The organism is Chromohalobacter beijerinckii, from assembly GCF_023061185.1.
GTDB classification, from domain to species: Bacteria; Pseudomonadota; Gammaproteobacteria; order Pseudomonadales; family Halomonadaceae; genus Chromohalobacter; species Chromohalobacter beijerinckii.
Genome location: NZ_JAKGAK010000010.1, coordinates 1 through 16,729 on the forward strand (window position 1 = coordinate 1; position 16,729 = coordinate 16,729).

The window sequence follows — 16,729 nt, forward strand, 5'->3', positions numbered from 1 at the left end:
GAAAGGTGAGCTTCGTGTTCCTGCCGAACGAGTGCGGGGCGCCGTTACTTCTTCTTGGCGCGCTTACGCTCGTTCTCGGTGAGGTGCTTCTTGCGCAGACGAATATGCTCGGGGGTGATCTCCACCAGTTCGTCGTCATCGAGAAACTCGATGGCTTGCTCGAGGCTGAAGCGGATCGGCGGCGTCAGCACCAGGGCTTCGTCGGTGCCGGCGGAACGCATGTTGTCGAGCTTCTTGGCCTTGGTGGGGTTGACCGCCATGTCGTCGGCACGGTTATTGATGCCGATCAGCATGCCTTCGTAGACCTCGGTGCCGTGCTCGACCATCAATTTGCCGCGATCCTGCAGGGCAAATAGCGCGTAGGCCAGCGCCTTGCCGGGGGCCATGGAGACCAGCACGCCATTGCGACGCTCGACGGAGGCATCGGGCTTGAGCGGGCCGTAATGGTCGAAACGGCTGGTGAGGATGCCGGTACCGGAGGTCAGCGTCAGGAACTGGCCACGGAAGCCGATCAGCCCACGCGCGGGGATGATGAAGTCCAGGCGCACACGACCCTTGCCGTCCGGGTTCATGTTGGTCATCTCGCCCTTGCGGTAGCCGAGCTCTTCCATGACCGCGCCTTGGTGCTGCTCCTCGCAGTCGATGATGACTTCTTCGTAGGGCTCCTGCTTGACGCCATCGTTCTCGCGGATGATGACCTCGGGGCGGCCCACGGCCAGCTCGTAACCTTCACGACGCATACTTTCGATGAGTACTGATAGGTGCAGCTCACCGCGTCCGGAGACCTTGAATTTCTCGGGCGTTTCGCCTTCCTCGACACGCAGCGCGACGTTGTGAATCAGCTCCTGCTCGAGGCGGTCACGAATGTTACGGCTGGTGACGAACTTGCCTTCCTTGCCGGCGAACGGCGAGTCGTTGACCTGGAAGGACATCGAGACGGTGGGTTCGTCGACGGTCAGCACGGGGAGCGCCTCGACGTTGGCCGGGTCGCACAGCGTATCGGAGATCGCCAAATCGCTGATGCCGGTAATGCAGACGATGTCGCCGGCTTCGGCTTGTTCGGTCTGCACGCGCTCGAGGCCGAGGTGCGTCATGACCTGACCCACCTTGCCCTTGCGGACATTGCCTTCCTTGGAGATCACGCTGATCTGTTGCCCGGGGCTCACGTTGCCGCGCTTGATGCGGCCCAGACCGATAACGCCGACGTAGCTGTTGTAGTCCAGCGCGGAGATCTGCATCTGGAACGGCCCGTCGCGTTCGACCGTGGGCGGTTCGACGATATCGACGATGGATTGGAACATCGGCGTCATGTCGTCTTCGAGCTCTTCCGGGTCCATGCCGGCGACGCCGTTGAGCGCCGAGCAATAGATGATCGGGAAGTCGAGCTGCTCGTCGCTGGCGCCGAGGTTGTCGAACAAATCGAAGATCTGGTCGATGACCCAGTCAGGGCGCGCGCCGGGACGGTCGATCTTGTTGACCACGACGATGGGCTTCAAGCCGCGATCGAAGGCTTTCTGAGTGACGAAGCGCGTCTGCGGCATGGGGCCGTCGACAGCGTCCACCATCAACAGGACGGAATCGACCATCGACATGACGCGCTCGACTTCACCACCGAAGTCGGCGTGTCCGGGTGTGTCGACGATGTTGATGTGGTAATCGTGCCACTGGATCGCGGTATTCTTGGACAGAATGGTGATACCGCGTTCTTTCTCCTGGTCGTTGGAGTCCATGATGCGCTCTTGCCCTTCGGCCTTGCGGTCGAGGGTGCCGGACTGACTCAGGAGCTGATCGACCAGAGTGGTCTTGCCATGGTCGACGTGGGCGATAATGGCGATGTTGCGAAGGTTCTCGATCACGTAGGGATCCTGCTTGAAAATTGGGCCGTATTATAGGGTCAGGGTGCCGACGACTGCCAGTTTGATGACCGTTGCCAACAGGCGCGGCACGACAAAAATCGCGTTGGCGCGGCGATAACCGTGGCGCTATCAGGGACTTGGGGCGTTTTGGCGGCAGGACGAAAATACGCAAAAAAATGGCGGCGCACTCGTCAATCGCCATTTATCGCGTCGAGGTAGACGCCTGGCGTGGGGTGGAGCGCACCGATCTAGAAGGGCTATTCACTCATTAAAGGTGCCCGAGGAGCCAATCATAGAGACGTCCTGCGCTGCTGGCAACGGGTTGCGTGACAACGAGGTACTTATGTAGGAGGCATTACTTTGCCGCCTTTTTTTGTTTTGATACGATATAACATCACATAAAAGGTCCATGTAAAATATAGGTGTCATCAATGCGTTCAGGGGAACAGTGTGCAGCGGGTGCACTTATCGGTGTGTTTATTCTGGGTGTGTCAGTAACGTCGGATAAAGCGTTAGCGGCACAGGAGGACGAATCGCAAACACTCGAAACCGTTACTGTTACGGGCGCTCCATTACCGGGCAACCCGCTATTGCAGGCGGCTGATGTCGATGTGGTCGAGTCCAATGAAATGGAAGCCAAAGGCGCCATCAACATCGGTGAAGCGCTTGAGTCACAAGCGGGTGTCGATTCGATCAGTACCGGCAACAGCGTAGGAAAACCAGTGATCCGCGGGCTTTCCGGTGAGCGGATCAAGATGCTCAATAATGGTATTGGGGTCGACCATCAGCAATATGGTGTGCGTCACATGCCGACGACCGATACGTTCCTGCTGGATCGCGTCGAAGTAGTACGAGGGGCGTCGAGCGTGCTCTATGGTTCGAGTGCGTTGGGGGGCGCCGTCAATATGCTGTCGTCTGAAATCGCCTGGGATACGCCTGTTAGAGGTGAAACGCTGACCCGCTACTCGAGCAATAATGGCCAATGGGACACCGGAATCAAGGCGACGGGCGGCAATGGTCGGTTGGGTTACTCGCTAGGCCTCATCCGTCGTGATGGTGGCAATATACAGACACCCGATGAGACGACGCACTTTCCACCTCCACCTTCACAGGATTTGCAGGATGCGCCCGCTTACACAGGCGAGCTCGACGATACCGATTTCAATCAAGTCAACGGGGAACTGGCGCTCGGCTTTCGCGACGACGGTGGCGGCACCTGGACGGCGCGTTATTCCCGCTTCAACGATGAACACAACTTTCTGCTGCCGCCGCCGGCGGGTCAGTTGCCTCCCTCGGCGGGCGCGGAAGGCGTAGGGCAATACATCGATAATCAGCAACTCGAGCTATCCGGTGAGAAGCGGGTCGACGGGATTACCTGGAAGCCGAAACTCGTCTGGCAGAACAATCGGCGTCGCTCCAACGCGGGGGGACGTCCGCGCACGGCCGGGTTCGATGGCACTATCGATGTCGAGTTCGATCAGTACACCGCACGCCTCGAAGGACAGCACGGCCCCTTTGCCGGGCTGGACGGCGGTACGGTGGGGATTGAATACACGCACAAGGACCAGGAGTCGCGTGGGACGACCCAGCTATCGCCCGGCGGCACGGTAGATAATATGGCCGCGTTTGCCTTTGAGGAAAAGCGATTTGGGGATCTCTTGCTGCAAGCGGGGCTACGCTATGACCATCACCAAATCGAAGGTAAAGCTTCCAAAACGGCCAATCCGTCGCAGAACGTTACCGATGCCGAGCGCCATAGCTATGATGTTGTGACCGGGTCGCTGGGCGGTATCTATACGCTGACCGACAACCTCTCCTTGGCGGCTAACGCCGGACGTGGCTTTCGCGCGCCGAGCCTTTTCGAGCTCTATGTAGCCGGCAAGCACGGCGGGGTGGCCGCTTTCCAGCAAGGCAGTCCCGATCTCGACCCGGAAACCTCGTTCAATACTGATCTCTCGCTACGCTGGGCATCAAGCACGGCGCGTGCCAGCGCGACCGTCTACCGTAACGTGATCGACGATTATATTTTTCCCCGCGATACCGGTGAGAGGCGTAGTGGATCGCCAGTATTCGCCTACGATCAGACCGATGCCATATTGCGGGGTGTGGAGCTGTCCATCGAGAAGGATGTCACGTCTCGGCTGACGCTTTCGGCGGCGGCTGAGACCGTTAACGGGGAACGGCGCGACAATGGCGACGATTTGCCTTTGCTGCCCGCCGACAACATGCGCGTCGGCGCCCGTTTCGCGCCACAAGGGGCAGGGTGGGCGCGTAACCCGTATACATCCTTGACGGTTCGCCGCTACGCCTCCAAGGACGCTGCGCCAGGCGAGCCCTTTAGTCAGTTCGACGACGCGCCTTTTGGCACTGCATCGACCGATGGTTACACACTGGTCGATCTGGGCGCGGGGATCGCACCCCGCATCGGCGAGCAAGTGCTGCATTTGGACCTGGCGGTTCATAACCTCTTTGACGAGGATTATCGGGGCTTTCTCGACACCTATAAGGGCTACGCCCTGTCGCCGGGGCGTGATATTCGCTTGACCGCTCGTCTGGACTTCGGTGCCTGACATCGTGAGAAGGGTGAGCCGTGCATGCTAAAAGCGCAGCAGTGTGATGCAGTACGATGGCCGATGTCTTGAACGCTCTGCGCTATAGTCGTCCTAGTAGGTAGTCGTACAGGCGCCCTGCGCTGCTGGCAACGGGTTGCGTGATCGGGAAGCGTGGCAATGCCAGCGGGTCGTCGCGGTGCGAGAGCCAGCCGGCATGGCTGTGCAGGGCTTCCTGAACGCCGCAGCGCTGGGCCAGTTGACGTACACGGAGCGAGGCTTCCGGCTGTGGATAGGCGAAATAAGACAACGGGTCGCGGCATAGCACGCCGAGTTGGCGGCGCGAATGGCGAATTTGCCATTGGATCTGATGATCGTTGAGGGTGTCTAGCGGTGTGGCGGCGACGCCGCGCGCGCCGAAACGCACCAGGCCGTCGCTTTCCAGGCGGCGCACGCTGAACGGGTCGAGCGTTTGGGGGGCGATGTCGAACTCGGTGCCCAGCGCCGAGCCGAGCCGAACCAGCGTCAATGGAGCAGCTTGTTGCGCGAGTCGTTCGAGGTAGTCGTGCAATGCGTTGCTGTAGGCGGTGCCTGGGTGGTCGGGCCGTGGCGGTGGGAGCGGGAGCCCGGCATCGCCGAGGCATTCGCGAACGCGCATGGGCTGGGTGCCGTCCCAGAGAATGTCGCCGAGGGCCATCCGCCAATCGCCTTGCGAGCGTCCTGTATCGCCCGTACTCAGAAACACGCTGGCCGGCAACGCCAGGCGCTCGAGCTGTCGCAGCGCTACCTCGGTGGTGTCGCGCCAGCCGCCGTCGAAGGTCAGCGCGATGCGTGGCATCGGGTCGCGATGCAGACGGCGAGCACTCGCCAGGGAGACGATCTGAGCGTGATCGGTCAGGTGGTCGAGCAGCCGCCGGAAGCTTTCCGGGCCGAGGCAGTAGGGAGCTCGGTGCGGCAGGCGTGCGGCGGCTTCGTCGGGCAATACGCGCTGTATGACTAGAATCGCGCTGCGTCCGCGAAGCGGCTCGCTCAGGCTGCGTCGCCAGTGTCCGCGCAGGCGCTGCACGACGTCATGGGCAAGGCTGAGATGACTCATGGCGTGTCCCTCCGCACTGCTGTCGTTGCTCGGTGTGCGAGCGTTGTTGCCGTGGTGACATCCTGTCGCAGACGGCAAGGGTCTCCTGTGAGGGATGATGTTGTGATGGCGGTTGCGATATCTATAAGCATATCTCGTTGTCTCAATTTAGCCAGTCAGCCCCGGTTTTCCTCGTCGGCAGAACGTCATCATCGCCACGCCGGTGGCAGACAACTGCAAGGCGTGCAAGCTCCAGCGATACCAGTAGACGCGGTAGGCCTTGCGCGGCGCCGCTGTGTCGTCGCGCCACGCCATGAGCCCGGCGGGGAGTGCACTGAAGGTCAAGCCGGCCATCCCGACCCCCGGCGATAAGGGCAGCCAGAGCAGCAAGGCCAGCGGGAGGCTCGTGCCTTGAAGGAGGGCGGCGGTCACCCGGGGGACGAGAAAACGCGGATGTCGTGCGGTGCTGGGGATGTAAAGGCAATGCCGCTGATGTCGGTGCTGCCGGCGCCACCAGGGGCCAAGGCGCCGCGGGGCTGCATGGTCGATCAGCAATGGGGCGTCCTGCCAGCAGAGGTGCGCGTGGCAGCGCCACAGACGCACGAGGATATCCAGGTCGGCGCCAGCTTCGAGGCGTGGGTCATGGCCCCCGAGGCGCTCGTACCACTCACGGGTGACGGCCAATTGACCGGTAGGCCAATCCCACGGGTGGTCGTCAAAGCCGCGTTGCGTGCGGCTGAGATACCAACTAGCGAGCGGCGGCGGCAACGGGGTGACTGGGTATTGGGCGCAGACGATGGCGTCGGCGGCCTGGTAACTGAAGGCACGGGCGAGCCCGGTAAGCCATTGCTCCGGGACCTCGAGTGCTGCGTCCAAAAACACCAGTACATCGCCATTGAGACAGGTGGCGCCATGGTGGCGCAGCGCGCCCTGTCCATGTTGGGGCAGCACGGCGAAGCGAATATCACGTTCAATCAGCAGGCGCTGGGTGGGTTCATCAAGCGTCGTCAGCTGTACCAACGTCTCGGTGTGTCCGCTGAAGTGAGCGATACTGCGTGCCAGGGCGCTCAGACAGCGCTCCAAGTGCTCGGGGGTATGGCTGGCGTCGATTAGCAGACTGTAAGTGCGCATCGCTGGGAGTGCCTTGGGATCAAAGCCCGTGTCGGGGGAGCTGCCCAACAGACTGGGGGGTGGCGTGAACCCTGGCAATCATCGCTGGGGCTGGTTTTTCTAAAGCGATACTGACTACGAGCCTGCGCGAGTTCAGCCCTATAGGGTGTGGCGCTCAGCTATCGAGCGGGGGGCGAACATTCTTTTGCACCAATCTTGTGCATAGGGGTGGTGAGGTGCACCTTTTTAGGGCTCTAAAGTGCCTCTGCACTTTAATGTGGCGCGCCTGGCGCTAAAGTGGTGCTGACCGATGCGCAAAGATGGTCTATTTTTTCTCGGTGGATCATGTGTTTATCGAAGGCGCACTTAGGTGGCTCAATGATTGGCATGCCTTCTGCATTGCAAAACGTAAAGTGCATACCCGTGGGCAGCTGCCGGCGGGCGTGCTACAAACGACGCTGAACACGCAAGCAAACGACCCGAGCCGTGGGCTCATAGTGGAGGAAATCATGTCCGAGAAGACCCTCGCCCTGATCGAAGAACACGATATCAAGTGGGTGGATCTGCGCTTTACCGATACCAAGGGCAAGGAGCAGCACGTCACGATTCCGGCCGGCGCCGTCGATGATGAGTTCTTCGAGGACGGCCAGATGTTCGATGGCTCCTCCATTGAAGGCTGGAAGGGTATCAACGAGTCCGACATGATCCTGCGCCCGGAAGATGGCAGCGGTTATCTCGACCCGTTCACCGAAGACGCTACCCTCGTGCTGCGTTGCGATATCATCGAGCCGGCTACCATGCAGGGCTATGAGCGTGATCCGCGCTCCATCGCCAAGCGTGCCGAGGCGTATCTGAAGTCCACCGGGCTGGGCGATACCGCCTTCTTCGGCCCGGAACCTGAATTCTTCATTTTCGACGAAGTGCACTGGAATACCGACATCCAGGGCGCGATGTACAAGATCACGTCCGAGGAAGGCGCCTGGGCGACCGACTCCACCACCGTGGAAGGTGGCAACCTGGGGCACCGTCCGCGCGTCAAGGGCGGTTATTTCCCGGTACCGCCGGTGGATAGTTTCCACGACATCCGCAGCGCGATGTGCAACACGCTGGAGGCCATCGGCCAGTCGGTCGAGGTGCATCACCACGAGGTGGCCAACGCTGGCCAGAACGAGATCGGCGTCAAGTTCAACACCTTGGTCAAGAAGGCCGATGAAGTTCAGGAAATGAAGTACGTGATCCACAACGTGGCCCACGCGTACGGCAAGACCGCGACCTTCATGCCCAAGCCGCTGGTGGGTGACAACGGTTCCGGCATGCACGTGCACCAGTCTTTCTGGAAGGACGGCGCCAACATGTTCGCGGGTGACGAATATGCTGGGCTGTCTGAGACCGCGCTGTACTATATCGGCGGTGTCATCAAGCATGCGCGTGCCCTGAATGCCTTCACCAACGCGTCGACCAACTCCTACAAGCGTCTGGTGCCGGGCTTCGAAGCACCGGTCATGCTCGCCTACAGCGCGCGTAACCGCAGTGCATCGATCCGCATTCCGTATACCGCAAGTCCCAAGGGCAAGCGCGTCGAGTGTCGTTTCCCCGACCCGACCGCCAACCCGTACCTGGCATTCTCCGCACTGCTGATGGCGGGTATCGACGGCATCAAGAACAAGATCCATCCCGGCGACGCGATGGACAAGAACCTCTATGACCTGCCGCCAGAAGAAGGCAAGGCGATCCCCACCGTGGCCGAGAGCCTCGACCAGGCCCTGGAGGCGCTGGACACCGATCGTGCCTTCCTCACCGAGGGTGAAGTGTTCACCGATGCGATGATCGACGCTTACCTCGAGCTCAAGCAGGAAGAAGTCGATCGCCTGCGCATGGCGACGCATCCGGTCGAATTCGACATGTACTACAGCTGCTGATCTCGCACGACGGCGAGTGATCGCGACTGACCGAGGCCCCGTCCGATGTGACGGGGCCTTTTACGTTATGACGCGTGCATGATGGAGGGGTCGTTGAGGGTGTAGAGGGGACGTGTTGTGGTTGGATAAATTGAAGGTGCGCTAGACTGAGCGTTCGGTAAAGGCACGAGGAGAAGGGCATGCGCCAAGGGTGGGCCACCGCGACATGGTTGAAAGGCGCTTGGGCGTTGCTCGTAGCGGTTGTGATGGGTGTCTCGGCGGCGCAGGCGACGCCGGTCTATCGCAGCGTCGATGCGCAAGGCAACGTGACCTTTTCCGATCGCCCGGTAGGCGAGAAGGTAGACGTCGGTACGGTGAACACGGTGCCCGGCCAGCCGCGCGAGACACGCGATCTCCAGGCGCTGCCGGACGCAGCGACCGAGACGGGAGCGGATGACGCATCGTCATTCACCGCTTACGAGCGTCTTGCCATTGCGGCCCCTGGCAAAGAGACGACTCTGCCCACTGGCGCGGCGGGCGATACCCAGGTGCGTGTGGCGATCTCTCCCGAACTGCGAAAGGGGCACAGGTTGCGCATCCTCGTCGATGATGAGGTGAGTGGGCCGGCCCAGCATGCAACGACCTTCTCGGTCACCGAACTAGTGCGCGGGGAGCATACCTTGCGTGCTGAAGTCGTCGATGCTGAGGGGCGTGTGCGCCAACGTAGTGCCCCGATCACGCTGTATGTGCAACGTGCCAGCCGTTACCTACCTGCCAACCCCAACAATCCCCGTAATAATGGTGGCAGCGACAACCAGTGAGCCGATTTGGCGCCTGGCGCTGTCTACCTTCCCCTTTTTGCACTATTTTGGTGCGTTAGTGACTCATGTGCCAATGACTGCACTGCCCTATGCCGGGCGGTGACAGACTGGCGCGCTTCTTGCACTGCTAACGTACATGGACGATGGATAATGGATGGCACATGCCAGAACCTCCTTTGCCACAATATTCGTTCGAACCACCAGGCTCGGTCGAACCAAAACGTTTGCTAGAACACCTGACGACGGCGGTGGTACTGCTCGATGGCGATTTGCATGTGCGCTGGATGAATCCGGCCGCTGAGTCGTTGCTGGCGACTAGCCGGTTGCGTGTCATGGGTCAGCGACTGGAAAGTCTGGCGGGGGTCGAGGGCAGTGTCGAAGCGGTGTTGTTCAAGGCGCGCGACGAGCTGCACCCCTTCACGCAACGCGAGGCGAATCTGACGTTGCCGTCGGGGGATTCGGCCACGGTGGACTTTACCGTCACGCCGTTGTCCGCCGATGAACTGCTGATCGAGATCGAGCCGCGCGATCGGCTGTTGCGCATTTCCCGCGAGGAGGCACTGATCGCGCGCCAAGAAACCATCAAGGTGCTCACCCGGGGGCTAGCGCACGAGGTCAAGAACCCGCTGGGCGGCATTCGCGGCGCGGCGCAGCTGCTCGAGCGGGACCTGCCCGATCCGCAGCTCGCCGAGTTCACGCGGGTTATCGTCGAAGAGGCGGACCGTCTGCGCGATCTGGTCGACCGTATGCTGGGACCCAACAGCATGAGCCGCCACGAACCGCTCAACATCCATAAAGTGCTCGAGCGCGTGCGGACCCTGCTGGAGGCCGAGCATCCGCGTACCGAGTACGTACGCGACTATGATCCCAGTCTGCCGGAGCTGGAGGGCGATGAAGCGCAACTGATCCAGGCGGTGCTCAACGTCGCCCGCAACGCCGTCCAGGCGATGGAGGAGCACGGCGTCGACGCCCCGCGCCTGACCCTGCGTACTCGCGCCCGGCGGCAATTCACGCTGGGGGCCGAGCGTCACCGCTTGGTCTGTGAGCTGGGCATCCTCGATAACGGCCCCGGCATCCCCGAGACGCTACGCGAGACGCTGTTCTATCCGATGGTGTCGGGGCGTGCCGAGGGCAGTGGCCTGGGCCTTTCCATCGCGCAATCGATCCTGCACCAGCACCAGGGCTTGATCGAGTGCGACTCGGTGCCCGGGTGTACCGAATTCCGTTTGTTGATTCCGCTTGAGAGCCATCATTGAGGCTTGGGAGGCCCTATGACTGACGTCGCACGCATTGTGATCGTCGACGATGACCGCGCCATACGCTGGGTGCTGGAGCGCGCGCTGGCTCAGCCGGATCTCGACGTGCAGAGCTTTGAGCGCGCTGACACCGCGCTGGAACAGATGCTGCGTCAACCGCCCGATGTGCTACTGACCGATATTCGCATGCCGGGACTCGATGGGCTGGACCTGATGGCGCGCATTCGTGAAAGCCACCCGGATCTGCCGGTGATCGTGATGACCGCGCATTCCGACCTCGACAGCGCCGTGGCGTCGTATCAGGGCGGCGCCTTCGAGTACCTGCCCAAGCCGTTCGATGTCGACGAGGCCCTGGCCTTGGTACGCCGTGGCGTGGCGCATGCCCGCGAACGGCGTGCACCGGCGGCGGTGCCGGAAGGCCTGTCGGCGGAGATCATCGGTGAGGCGCCGGCGATGCAGGAGGTTTTTCGCGCCATCGGGCGGCTCTCGCAATCGCATATCACGGTGATGATCAACGGTGAATCGGGCACCGGCAAGGAGCGTGTCGCCCAGGCGCTTCACCAGCACAGCCCGCGTCATAACGGGCCCTTTATTGCCCTCAACATGGCGGCGATTCCCAAGGATCTGATGGAATCCGAGCTCTTCGGCCATGAAAAGGGCGCTTTTACCGGGGCGACGTCGCAGCGGCGAGGGCGCTTCGAGCAGTCTGATGGTGGCACGCTATTCCTCGACGAGATTGGCGACATGCCCGCCGAGACGCAGACGCGCCTGTTGCGCGTGTTGGCCGATGGCGAGTTCTACCGGGTCGGTGGCCACACACCGGTCAAGGTCGACGTGCGCATCATCGCCGCGACTCACCAGCATTTGGAGCGCCTGGTCGAGGATGGCCGTTTCCGCGAGGATCTGTTCCACCGCCTCAATGTGATTCGTATCCATCTGCCGCGTCTTTCCGAGCGACGCGAGGACATTCCTCGCTTGGCGCAGCACTTTCTGGCCGACGCTGCCAAGGAGCTCGCCACCGAGCCCAAGGTACTGACTCAGGAGGCCGAGCAGCACCTCACGCAACTGCCGTGGCCGGGTAACGTGCGCCAGCTCGAGAACACCTGTCGCTGGCTGACGGTAATGGCCTCAGGCCGAGAGGTGTTGGTCGAGGACCTGCCGCCGGAGCTGCGTGATATCGAGGGCACCGAAAGTGCCGGTGGCGACTGGCGCGGTGCCTTCCGTGAGTGGGCCGATCGCGCCCTGGCGGCGGGGCATACGCATCTGCTCGAAGAGGCGGTGCCGGACTTCGAACGCATCCTCATCGAAACGGCGCTCAAGCATACTGGCGGGCGCAAGGGCGAGGCTGCCGAGCTGCTCGGTTGGGGCCGCAATACACTGACACGTAAGCTCAAGGTGCTGCTGCCGGCGTTGGCAGACGATTGAACCTGAGAGTGAGGCCGATATGTCGGCCGCGGGTGTCGCGTGGTCATGGCAACGTCACGGGATCGTCATCGAAGCGTCGCGGAACTGTCATTCAAGCGGGCGAACAATGGGCATTACTCATTGTTCGCAACCAGGTGACAACGCATGTTCTCGCAGACGCTTTCACTGTCTCGCCCCGTTCTGGGGTTTGCCTTTGCTGCCCTCGCGGGTATTTCCACCGCCCAGGCCGACTTCCAGCTAAGCGACCGCTACACCGATGCCGATGGCGACCTCGTCGCCGACATTCCAGAAGATGAATCCCAGTGGCGCGATCCGGACACGCTGGTCTTCGCCTATACCCCGGTGGAGGATCCTGCCGTGTATGCGGATGTGTGGTCTGGCTTCCTGGATCATATGGAGGAAGTCACCGGCAAGAAGGTGAAGTTCTTCCCGGTGCAGTCCAACGCCGCTCAGATCGAGGCGATGCGCGCCGGGCGCTTGCACGTCGCCGGCTTCAATACTGGCTCCAATCCGCTTGCGGTGGCCTGCGCGGGCTTTCGGCCCTTCGCCATGATGGCCGCCGATGATGGCTCCTTCGGCTACGAGATGGAGATCATCACCTATCCCGGCTCCGGCATCGACGAGGTCGAGGACATCAAGGGCAAGACCCTGACCCATACCTCGGAGACGTCCAATTCCGGCTACAAGGCGCCTACCGCGCTGATGGCCTCGGAATTCGGCATGACTTCCGGTGAGGATTACGAGGTCGAGTTTTCCGGCAAGCACGACAATTCGATTCTCGGCGTGGCCAATCACGACTATGAAGTCGCTACCATCGCCAATTCGGTCAAGGATCGCATGATCGACCGTGGCGTGATCGACGCGGATCAGATCGAGGTGATCTACCAGTCGGATACCTTCCCGACGACGGGCTATGGCGTGGCGCACGACCTCAAGCCCGAATTGCAGGAAGCCATCAAGAAAGCGTTCTTCGACTTCGACTGGGAAGGCACTGCGCTGTCCGAGGAATTCGGCAAGAACGGCGAATCTCAATTCATCCCCATCACCTTCAAGAAAGAATGGTCGGTGATCCGGCAGATCGACGCGGCAAACGACGTGCAGTACCAGTGTTCGTAAGCCGGCGGGTAGTGGGCGGCGTCTTGCATGACGTCGTCTGCTGCCATGGTGCTGGGAGGATGACATGCTAGAACTCCAGCAACTTTCCAAGACGTATGCCACCGGTGACACGGCGCTGCGGGATGTCTCTTTCGTCGTGCCACGCGGTCAGGTGATGGGCTTGATCGGGCCTTCAGGCGCCGGCAAGTCGACACTGATTCGTTGCATCAATCGCCTGGTCGATCCCAGTGGGGGCCGTATCCTGCTCGGCGATACCGATCTCGCTCAGGTAGGGCGCAGTGAATTACGTCGCCAACGGCGGCGCATTGGCATGATCTTCCAGGAGTATGCCTTGGTCGAGCGCCTCACCGTCATGGAAAACGTGCTCTCCGGACGCCTGGGGTATGTACCGTTCTGGCGCAGCTTCACGCGGCGTTTTCCAGGGCAAGATATCGAGAATGCCTACCGCCTGCTGGATCGCGTGGGATTGCTCGAACAGGCCGACAAGCGTGCCGATGCCTTATCGGGCGGACAGCGCCAGCGGGTGGGTATTGCCCGTGCCCTGGCGCAGGAACCGGCGTTGCTGCTGGTCGATGAGCCGACCGCGAGCCTGGATCCCAAGACGAGCCGCCAAATCATGCGCTTGATCATCGAGATCTGTGACGAGCGCGAATTGCCGGCCATCGTCAATATTCACGACGTGCCGCTGGCGCAGCAATTCATGCATCGCCTAATCGGCTTGCGTGCGGGCGAGGTGGTCTTCGACGGCACGCCGGCGGCGCTCGATGAAGCGGTGCTCGGCGATATCTACGGTGCCGAGGACTGGACGGCGATGCGCCGTGAGCACGAAGAAGATCAGGCAGCCGAGGCGGACGCCACGCGGCGTGTGGCGGAGGTCGCACGATGAGCTTCGAGACGACCTATCCGACGCACTGGCGGCGCCCGCCGCGGATGTTGCGCGATCGGCGCTGGCGGCTCGTCGTACAGGGCGCGGTGCTCGTTTATCTAGTGCTGGCGATGGGCTCGTTGGACATCGAGTGGTCGCGGGTGGTGGAAGGACTGGCACGAGGACAGCGCTTCGTGGAGGGCTTCTTGCAGCCCGACTTCATCAGCCGCTGGAGCGATATCCGTCAAGGGCTGATCGAAAGCCTGACCATGACGCTTACCGCGACGGTGGTGGGGGGCTTGATCTCGGTCCCCATCGGTATCGGCGGGGCGCGTAACCTGGTGCCGGCGCCGGTATATGGGATATGTCGCACGATCATTGCCGTCAGCCGTTCGCTGCAGGAGATCATTATCGCGATCTTCCTGGTGGCGATGTTCGGTTTCGGCCCGCTGGCGGGTTTCATGACATTGTCGTTCGCCTCGATCGGTTTCATCGCCAAGCTCCTCGCCGAAGACATCGAAGAATGCGATGTGCACCAGATCGAAGCGGTGCGTGCGACGGGAGCGTCATGGTGGCAGGTGCTGCACTATGCCATCCAGCCGCAAGTCATGCCGCGCCTGATTGGCCTGTCGATGTACCGATTGGACATCAACTTCCGCGAAAGCGCGGTGATCGGCATCGTCGGCGCCGGCGGCATCGGTGCCACGCTCAATACCGCCATCGACCGTTACGAATATGACAGTGCCGGCGCCATCCTGCTGATCGTTATCGTCATCGTCATGCTATCCGAGTATGGCTCCAGCTATTTGAGAAGGTTCCTGCAATGAAACCATCTCTCGTTAATACCACCGAGCCGGCGACATATGCCCAGATCTGGACATTCCGCACTCCGCGCGCCCAGCTGGCTTTGTGGTGCGGGTGGCTGGCGCTGGTCGCGCTGTTCGTCTACTGCTGGCAGGTCATGAACGCCGATACGATGTGGGTATTCGTGGCCGATGCGCCGACCCAAGCCGTCGATATCGGTTCACGCATGTGGCCACCGAGTTTGAGTTATCTGCCCGAGCTGATGAAGCCGCTGTGGGATACGCTCAATATCGCCACCCTGGGCACGCTGGGCGGGGTGATCATGGCGGTGCCGGTCGCCTTTCTCGCGGCGCGCAATACCACGCCATCCTCGATCTTGATCAGGCCGCTGGCGTTGTGGGTGATCGTCGCGTCGCGCTCGATCAATTCACTGATCTGGGCCTTGCTGCTGGTGGCTATCATCGGGCCGGGGCTGCTCGCCGGCGTGGTGGCGATTGCGCTGCGTTCCATCGGCTTCGTCGGCAAGTTGCTCTACGAGGCCATCGAGGAAACCGATATCCGCCAGGTCGAGGCGGTCAGCGCCACGGGTGCGAGTTCCATGCAGCAGCTCAACTACGCCATCGTGCCGCAGATACTGCCGGCGTTCTGGGGAATCACCATGTTTCGCTGGGACATCAACATCCGCGAGAGCACCATTCTGGGGCTAGTCGGCGCTGGCGGCATCGGTCTCAAGCTGCAGTCGTCGATCAATGTGCTGGCCTGGCCGCAAGTGGCGACGATCCTGCTGCTCATCCTGGCCACGGTGATCGTCAGCGAGTGGGTCTCGGCGCGGGTGCGCCATGCCATTCTGTGATCTTTACGCCGTCGACACGCGGCATGCCCCGTGCATCTTGTCGTGCGGCGTAATATCCTTCTCCTCCTAACGTCTAAGTCGATGCCTTTCCGCCTGGTTTGACAGGTGACGCGTCAGCGGGAGGCATGTCCCATGCGCCAGTTAAGCTGGCCGTGTTCAATCCGACCGCCGTCGTCCGCGCGGGCCTTTCACCCGTGCGCCGTACGGTCGTCGCGTGACAATAGGAGTCCCGAGTGGCAACCCCCTCGCAACACGATCTACGTAATGACTTCCGCGCCCTGCTGGCCTCCGATCAATGCTTCTTCACCGCCTCGGTCTTCGACCCCATGTCGGCGCGCATCGCCGCCGACTTGGGCTTCGAAGTGGGGATTCTGGGCGGCTCGGTGGCCTCGCTGCAGGTGCTGGCGGCGCCCGATTTCGCGCTGATCACCTTGAGCGAGTTCGTCGAGCAAGCGACTCGCATCGGCCGCGTGACGCGACTCCCGGTGATCGCCGACGCCGACCATGGCTATGGCAACGCGCTCAACGTCATGCGCACCATTACCGAGCTCGAACGTGCCGGCGTGGCGGCGTTGACCATCGAGGACACCTTGCTGCCGGCGCAGTACGGGCACAAGTCCACCGACCTCATCCCCCTCGACGAGGGCGTAGGCAAGATGCGTGCGGCCTTGGAGGCGCGCATCGACCCGGCGATGGCGATCATCGCGCGCACCAACGCCGGTCAACTCGACGATGAGGCTGCCGTCGAGCGCGTGTGTGCCTATCAAGCGGCGGGCGTGGATGCTATCTGCCTGGTGGGCGTGCGTGACTTCGACCACCTCGAGCGCCTGGCGGCGCCGCTGGACATTCCGCTGATGCTGGTCACCTACGGCAACCCCGAGTTACGTGATCGCGAGCGTCTGGCTGCGCTCGGCGTGCGCGTGGTGGTCAACGGCCATGCGGCCTACTTCGCCGCCATCAAGGCCACCTACGATTGCCTGCGCGAGCAGCGCGATATCGCCGCTAGCGAATTGAGCGCGTCGCAGTTGTCCACACGTTACTCTACGCTGGACGAGTATCGCGCCTGGGCGCGCGATTATATGGATGTGAAAGAGTAGGCCT

General features: G+C 61.7%; 13 protein-coding genes. 10 read left to right on the forward strand and 3 right to left on the reverse strand.

The window, feature by feature from the left end:
- Positions 1-44: 44 nt before the first annotated feature.
- A complete protein-coding gene (gene typA / locus L1075_RS09195; RefSeq protein ID WP_246941507.1) occupies positions 45-1,856 on the reverse strand; it encodes a translational GTPase TypA in 1,812 nt (603 codons plus the stop codon).
- A 488-nt stretch (positions 1,857-2,344) separates the two neighbouring features.
- Here typA and L1075_RS09200 point away from each other — a divergent pair, with 488 nt between their 5' ends.
- Positions 2,345-4,426: a TonB-dependent receptor gene (locus L1075_RS09200; RefSeq protein ID WP_246941508.1), complete on the forward strand. Its 2,082-nt coding sequence runs from the start codon at positions 2,345-2,347 to the stop codon at positions 4,424-4,426.
- An 82-nt stretch (positions 4,427-4,508) separates the two neighbouring features.
- Here L1075_RS09200 and L1075_RS09205 read toward each other — a convergent pair whose 3' ends face one another.
- Both L1075_RS09205 and L1075_RS09210 read right to left on the reverse strand, forming a co-directional pair.
- Positions 4,509-5,501, reverse strand: a complete 993-nt coding sequence (locus tag L1075_RS09205; protein ID WP_246941510.1) for a polysaccharide deacetylase family protein — start codon at positions 5,499-5,501, stop codon at positions 4,509-4,511.
- A gap of 147 nt (positions 5,502-5,648) precedes the next feature.
- Positions 5,649-6,611, reverse strand: a complete 963-nt coding sequence (locus L1075_RS09210; protein WP_246941512.1) for a glycosyltransferase family 2 protein — start codon at positions 6,609-6,611, stop codon at positions 5,649-5,651.
- Between the two features lie 488 nt (positions 6,612-7,099).
- Here L1075_RS09210 and glnA point away from each other — a divergent pair, with 488 nt between their 5' ends.
- From glnA to L1075_RS09255, 9 genes are all read left to right on the forward strand, one after another.
- Positions 7,100-8,509, forward strand: coding sequence for a glutamate--ammonia ligase (gene glnA / locus L1075_RS09215; protein WP_246941514.1), 1,410 nt, complete (start codon positions 7,100-7,102; stop codon positions 8,507-8,509).
- Between the two features lie 179 nt (positions 8,510-8,688).
- Positions 8,689-9,309 carry a DUF4124 domain-containing protein gene (locus L1075_RS09220; protein ID WP_246941516.1) on the forward strand — a complete coding sequence of 207 codons (621 nt, stop codon included), beginning with the start codon at positions 8,689-8,691 and terminating at the stop codon, positions 9,307-9,309.
- Between the two features lie 161 nt (positions 9,310-9,470).
- The gene (gene glnL / locus L1075_RS09225) at positions 9,471-10,565 is read left to right on the forward strand and encodes a nitrogen regulation protein NR(II) (protein ID WP_075368614.1); all 1,095 of its coding nucleotides are present in this window, start codon (positions 9,471-9,473) and stop codon (positions 10,563-10,565) included.
- Positions 10,566-10,580: 15 nt separating this feature from the next.
- Positions 10,581-11,990: a nitrogen regulation protein NR(I) gene (gene ntrC / locus L1075_RS09230; RefSeq protein ID WP_246941518.1), complete on the forward strand. Its 1,410-nt coding sequence runs from the start codon at positions 10,581-10,583 to the stop codon at positions 11,988-11,990.
- A gap of 144 nt (positions 11,991-12,134) precedes the next feature.
- Positions 12,135-13,106, forward strand: a complete 972-nt coding sequence (gene phnD, locus L1075_RS09235) for a phosphate/phosphite/phosphonate ABC transporter substrate-binding protein (RefSeq protein WP_246941520.1) — start codon at positions 12,135-12,137, stop codon at positions 13,104-13,106.
- 64 nt (positions 13,107-13,170) lie between these two features.
- Complete coding sequence (gene phnC / locus L1075_RS09240; RefSeq protein ID WP_246941522.1) at positions 13,171-13,992, forward strand: phosphonate ABC transporter ATP-binding protein; 822 nt, start codon at positions 13,171-13,173, stop codon at positions 13,990-13,992.
- The gene (gene phnE / locus L1075_RS09245) at positions 13,989-14,798 is read left to right on the forward strand and encodes a phosphonate ABC transporter, permease protein PhnE (protein WP_246941524.1); all 810 of its coding nucleotides are present in this window, start codon (positions 13,989-13,991) and stop codon (positions 14,796-14,798) included. Before phnC ends, phnE (L1075_RS09245) begins: the two co-directional genes overlap by 4 nt.
- Entirely contained in the window at positions 14,795-15,628 is an 834-nt protein-coding gene (gene phnE, locus L1075_RS09250) for a phosphonate ABC transporter, permease protein PhnE (RefSeq protein WP_246941525.1), read from the forward strand. Before phnE (L1075_RS09245) ends, phnE (L1075_RS09250) begins: the two co-directional genes overlap by 4 nt.
- 233 nt (positions 15,629-15,861) lie before the next feature.
- Positions 15,862-16,725: an isocitrate lyase/PEP mutase family protein gene (locus L1075_RS09255; protein ID WP_246941527.1), complete on the forward strand. Its 864-nt coding sequence runs from the start codon at positions 15,862-15,864 to the stop codon at positions 16,723-16,725.
- Positions 16,726-16,729: the final 4 nt, after the last annotated feature.

Bases quoted from the DNA above. Each gene is read 5' to 3' on its own strand.
- phnD (WP_246941520.1), top strand. From the start codon at position 12,135: ATGTTCTCGCAGACGCTTTCACTGTCTCGCCCCGTTCTGGGGTTTGCC.
- phnE (WP_246941524.1), top strand. From the start codon at position 13,989: ATGAGCTTCGAGACGACCTATCCGACGCACTGGCGGCGCCCGCCGCGG.
- L1075_RS09220 (WP_246941516.1), top strand. From the start codon at position 8,689: ATGCGCCAAGGGTGGGCCACCGCGACATGGTTGAAAGGCGCTTGGGCG.
- phnE (WP_246941525.1), top strand. From the start codon at position 14,795: ATGAAACCATCTCTCGTTAATACCACCGAGCCGGCGACATATGCCCAG.
- L1075_RS09205 (WP_246941510.1), bottom strand. From the start codon at position 5,501: ATGAGTCATCTCAGCCTTGCCCATGACGTCGTGCAGCGCCTGCGCGGA.
- glnA (WP_246941514.1), top strand. From the start codon at position 7,100: ATGTCCGAGAAGACCCTCGCCCTGATCGAAGAACACGATATCAAGTGG.
- ntrC (WP_246941518.1), top strand. From the start codon at position 10,581: ATGACTGACGTCGCACGCATTGTGATCGTCGACGATGACCGCGCCATA.
- glnL (WP_075368614.1), top strand. From the start codon at position 9,471: ATGCCAGAACCTCCTTTGCCACAATATTCGTTCGAACCACCAGGCTCG.
- L1075_RS09210 (WP_246941512.1), bottom strand. From the start codon at position 6,611: ATGCGCACTTACAGTCTGCTAATCGACGCCAGCCATACCCCCGAGCAC.
- phnC (WP_246941522.1), top strand. From the start codon at position 13,171: ATGCTAGAACTCCAGCAACTTTCCAAGACGTATGCCACCGGTGACACG.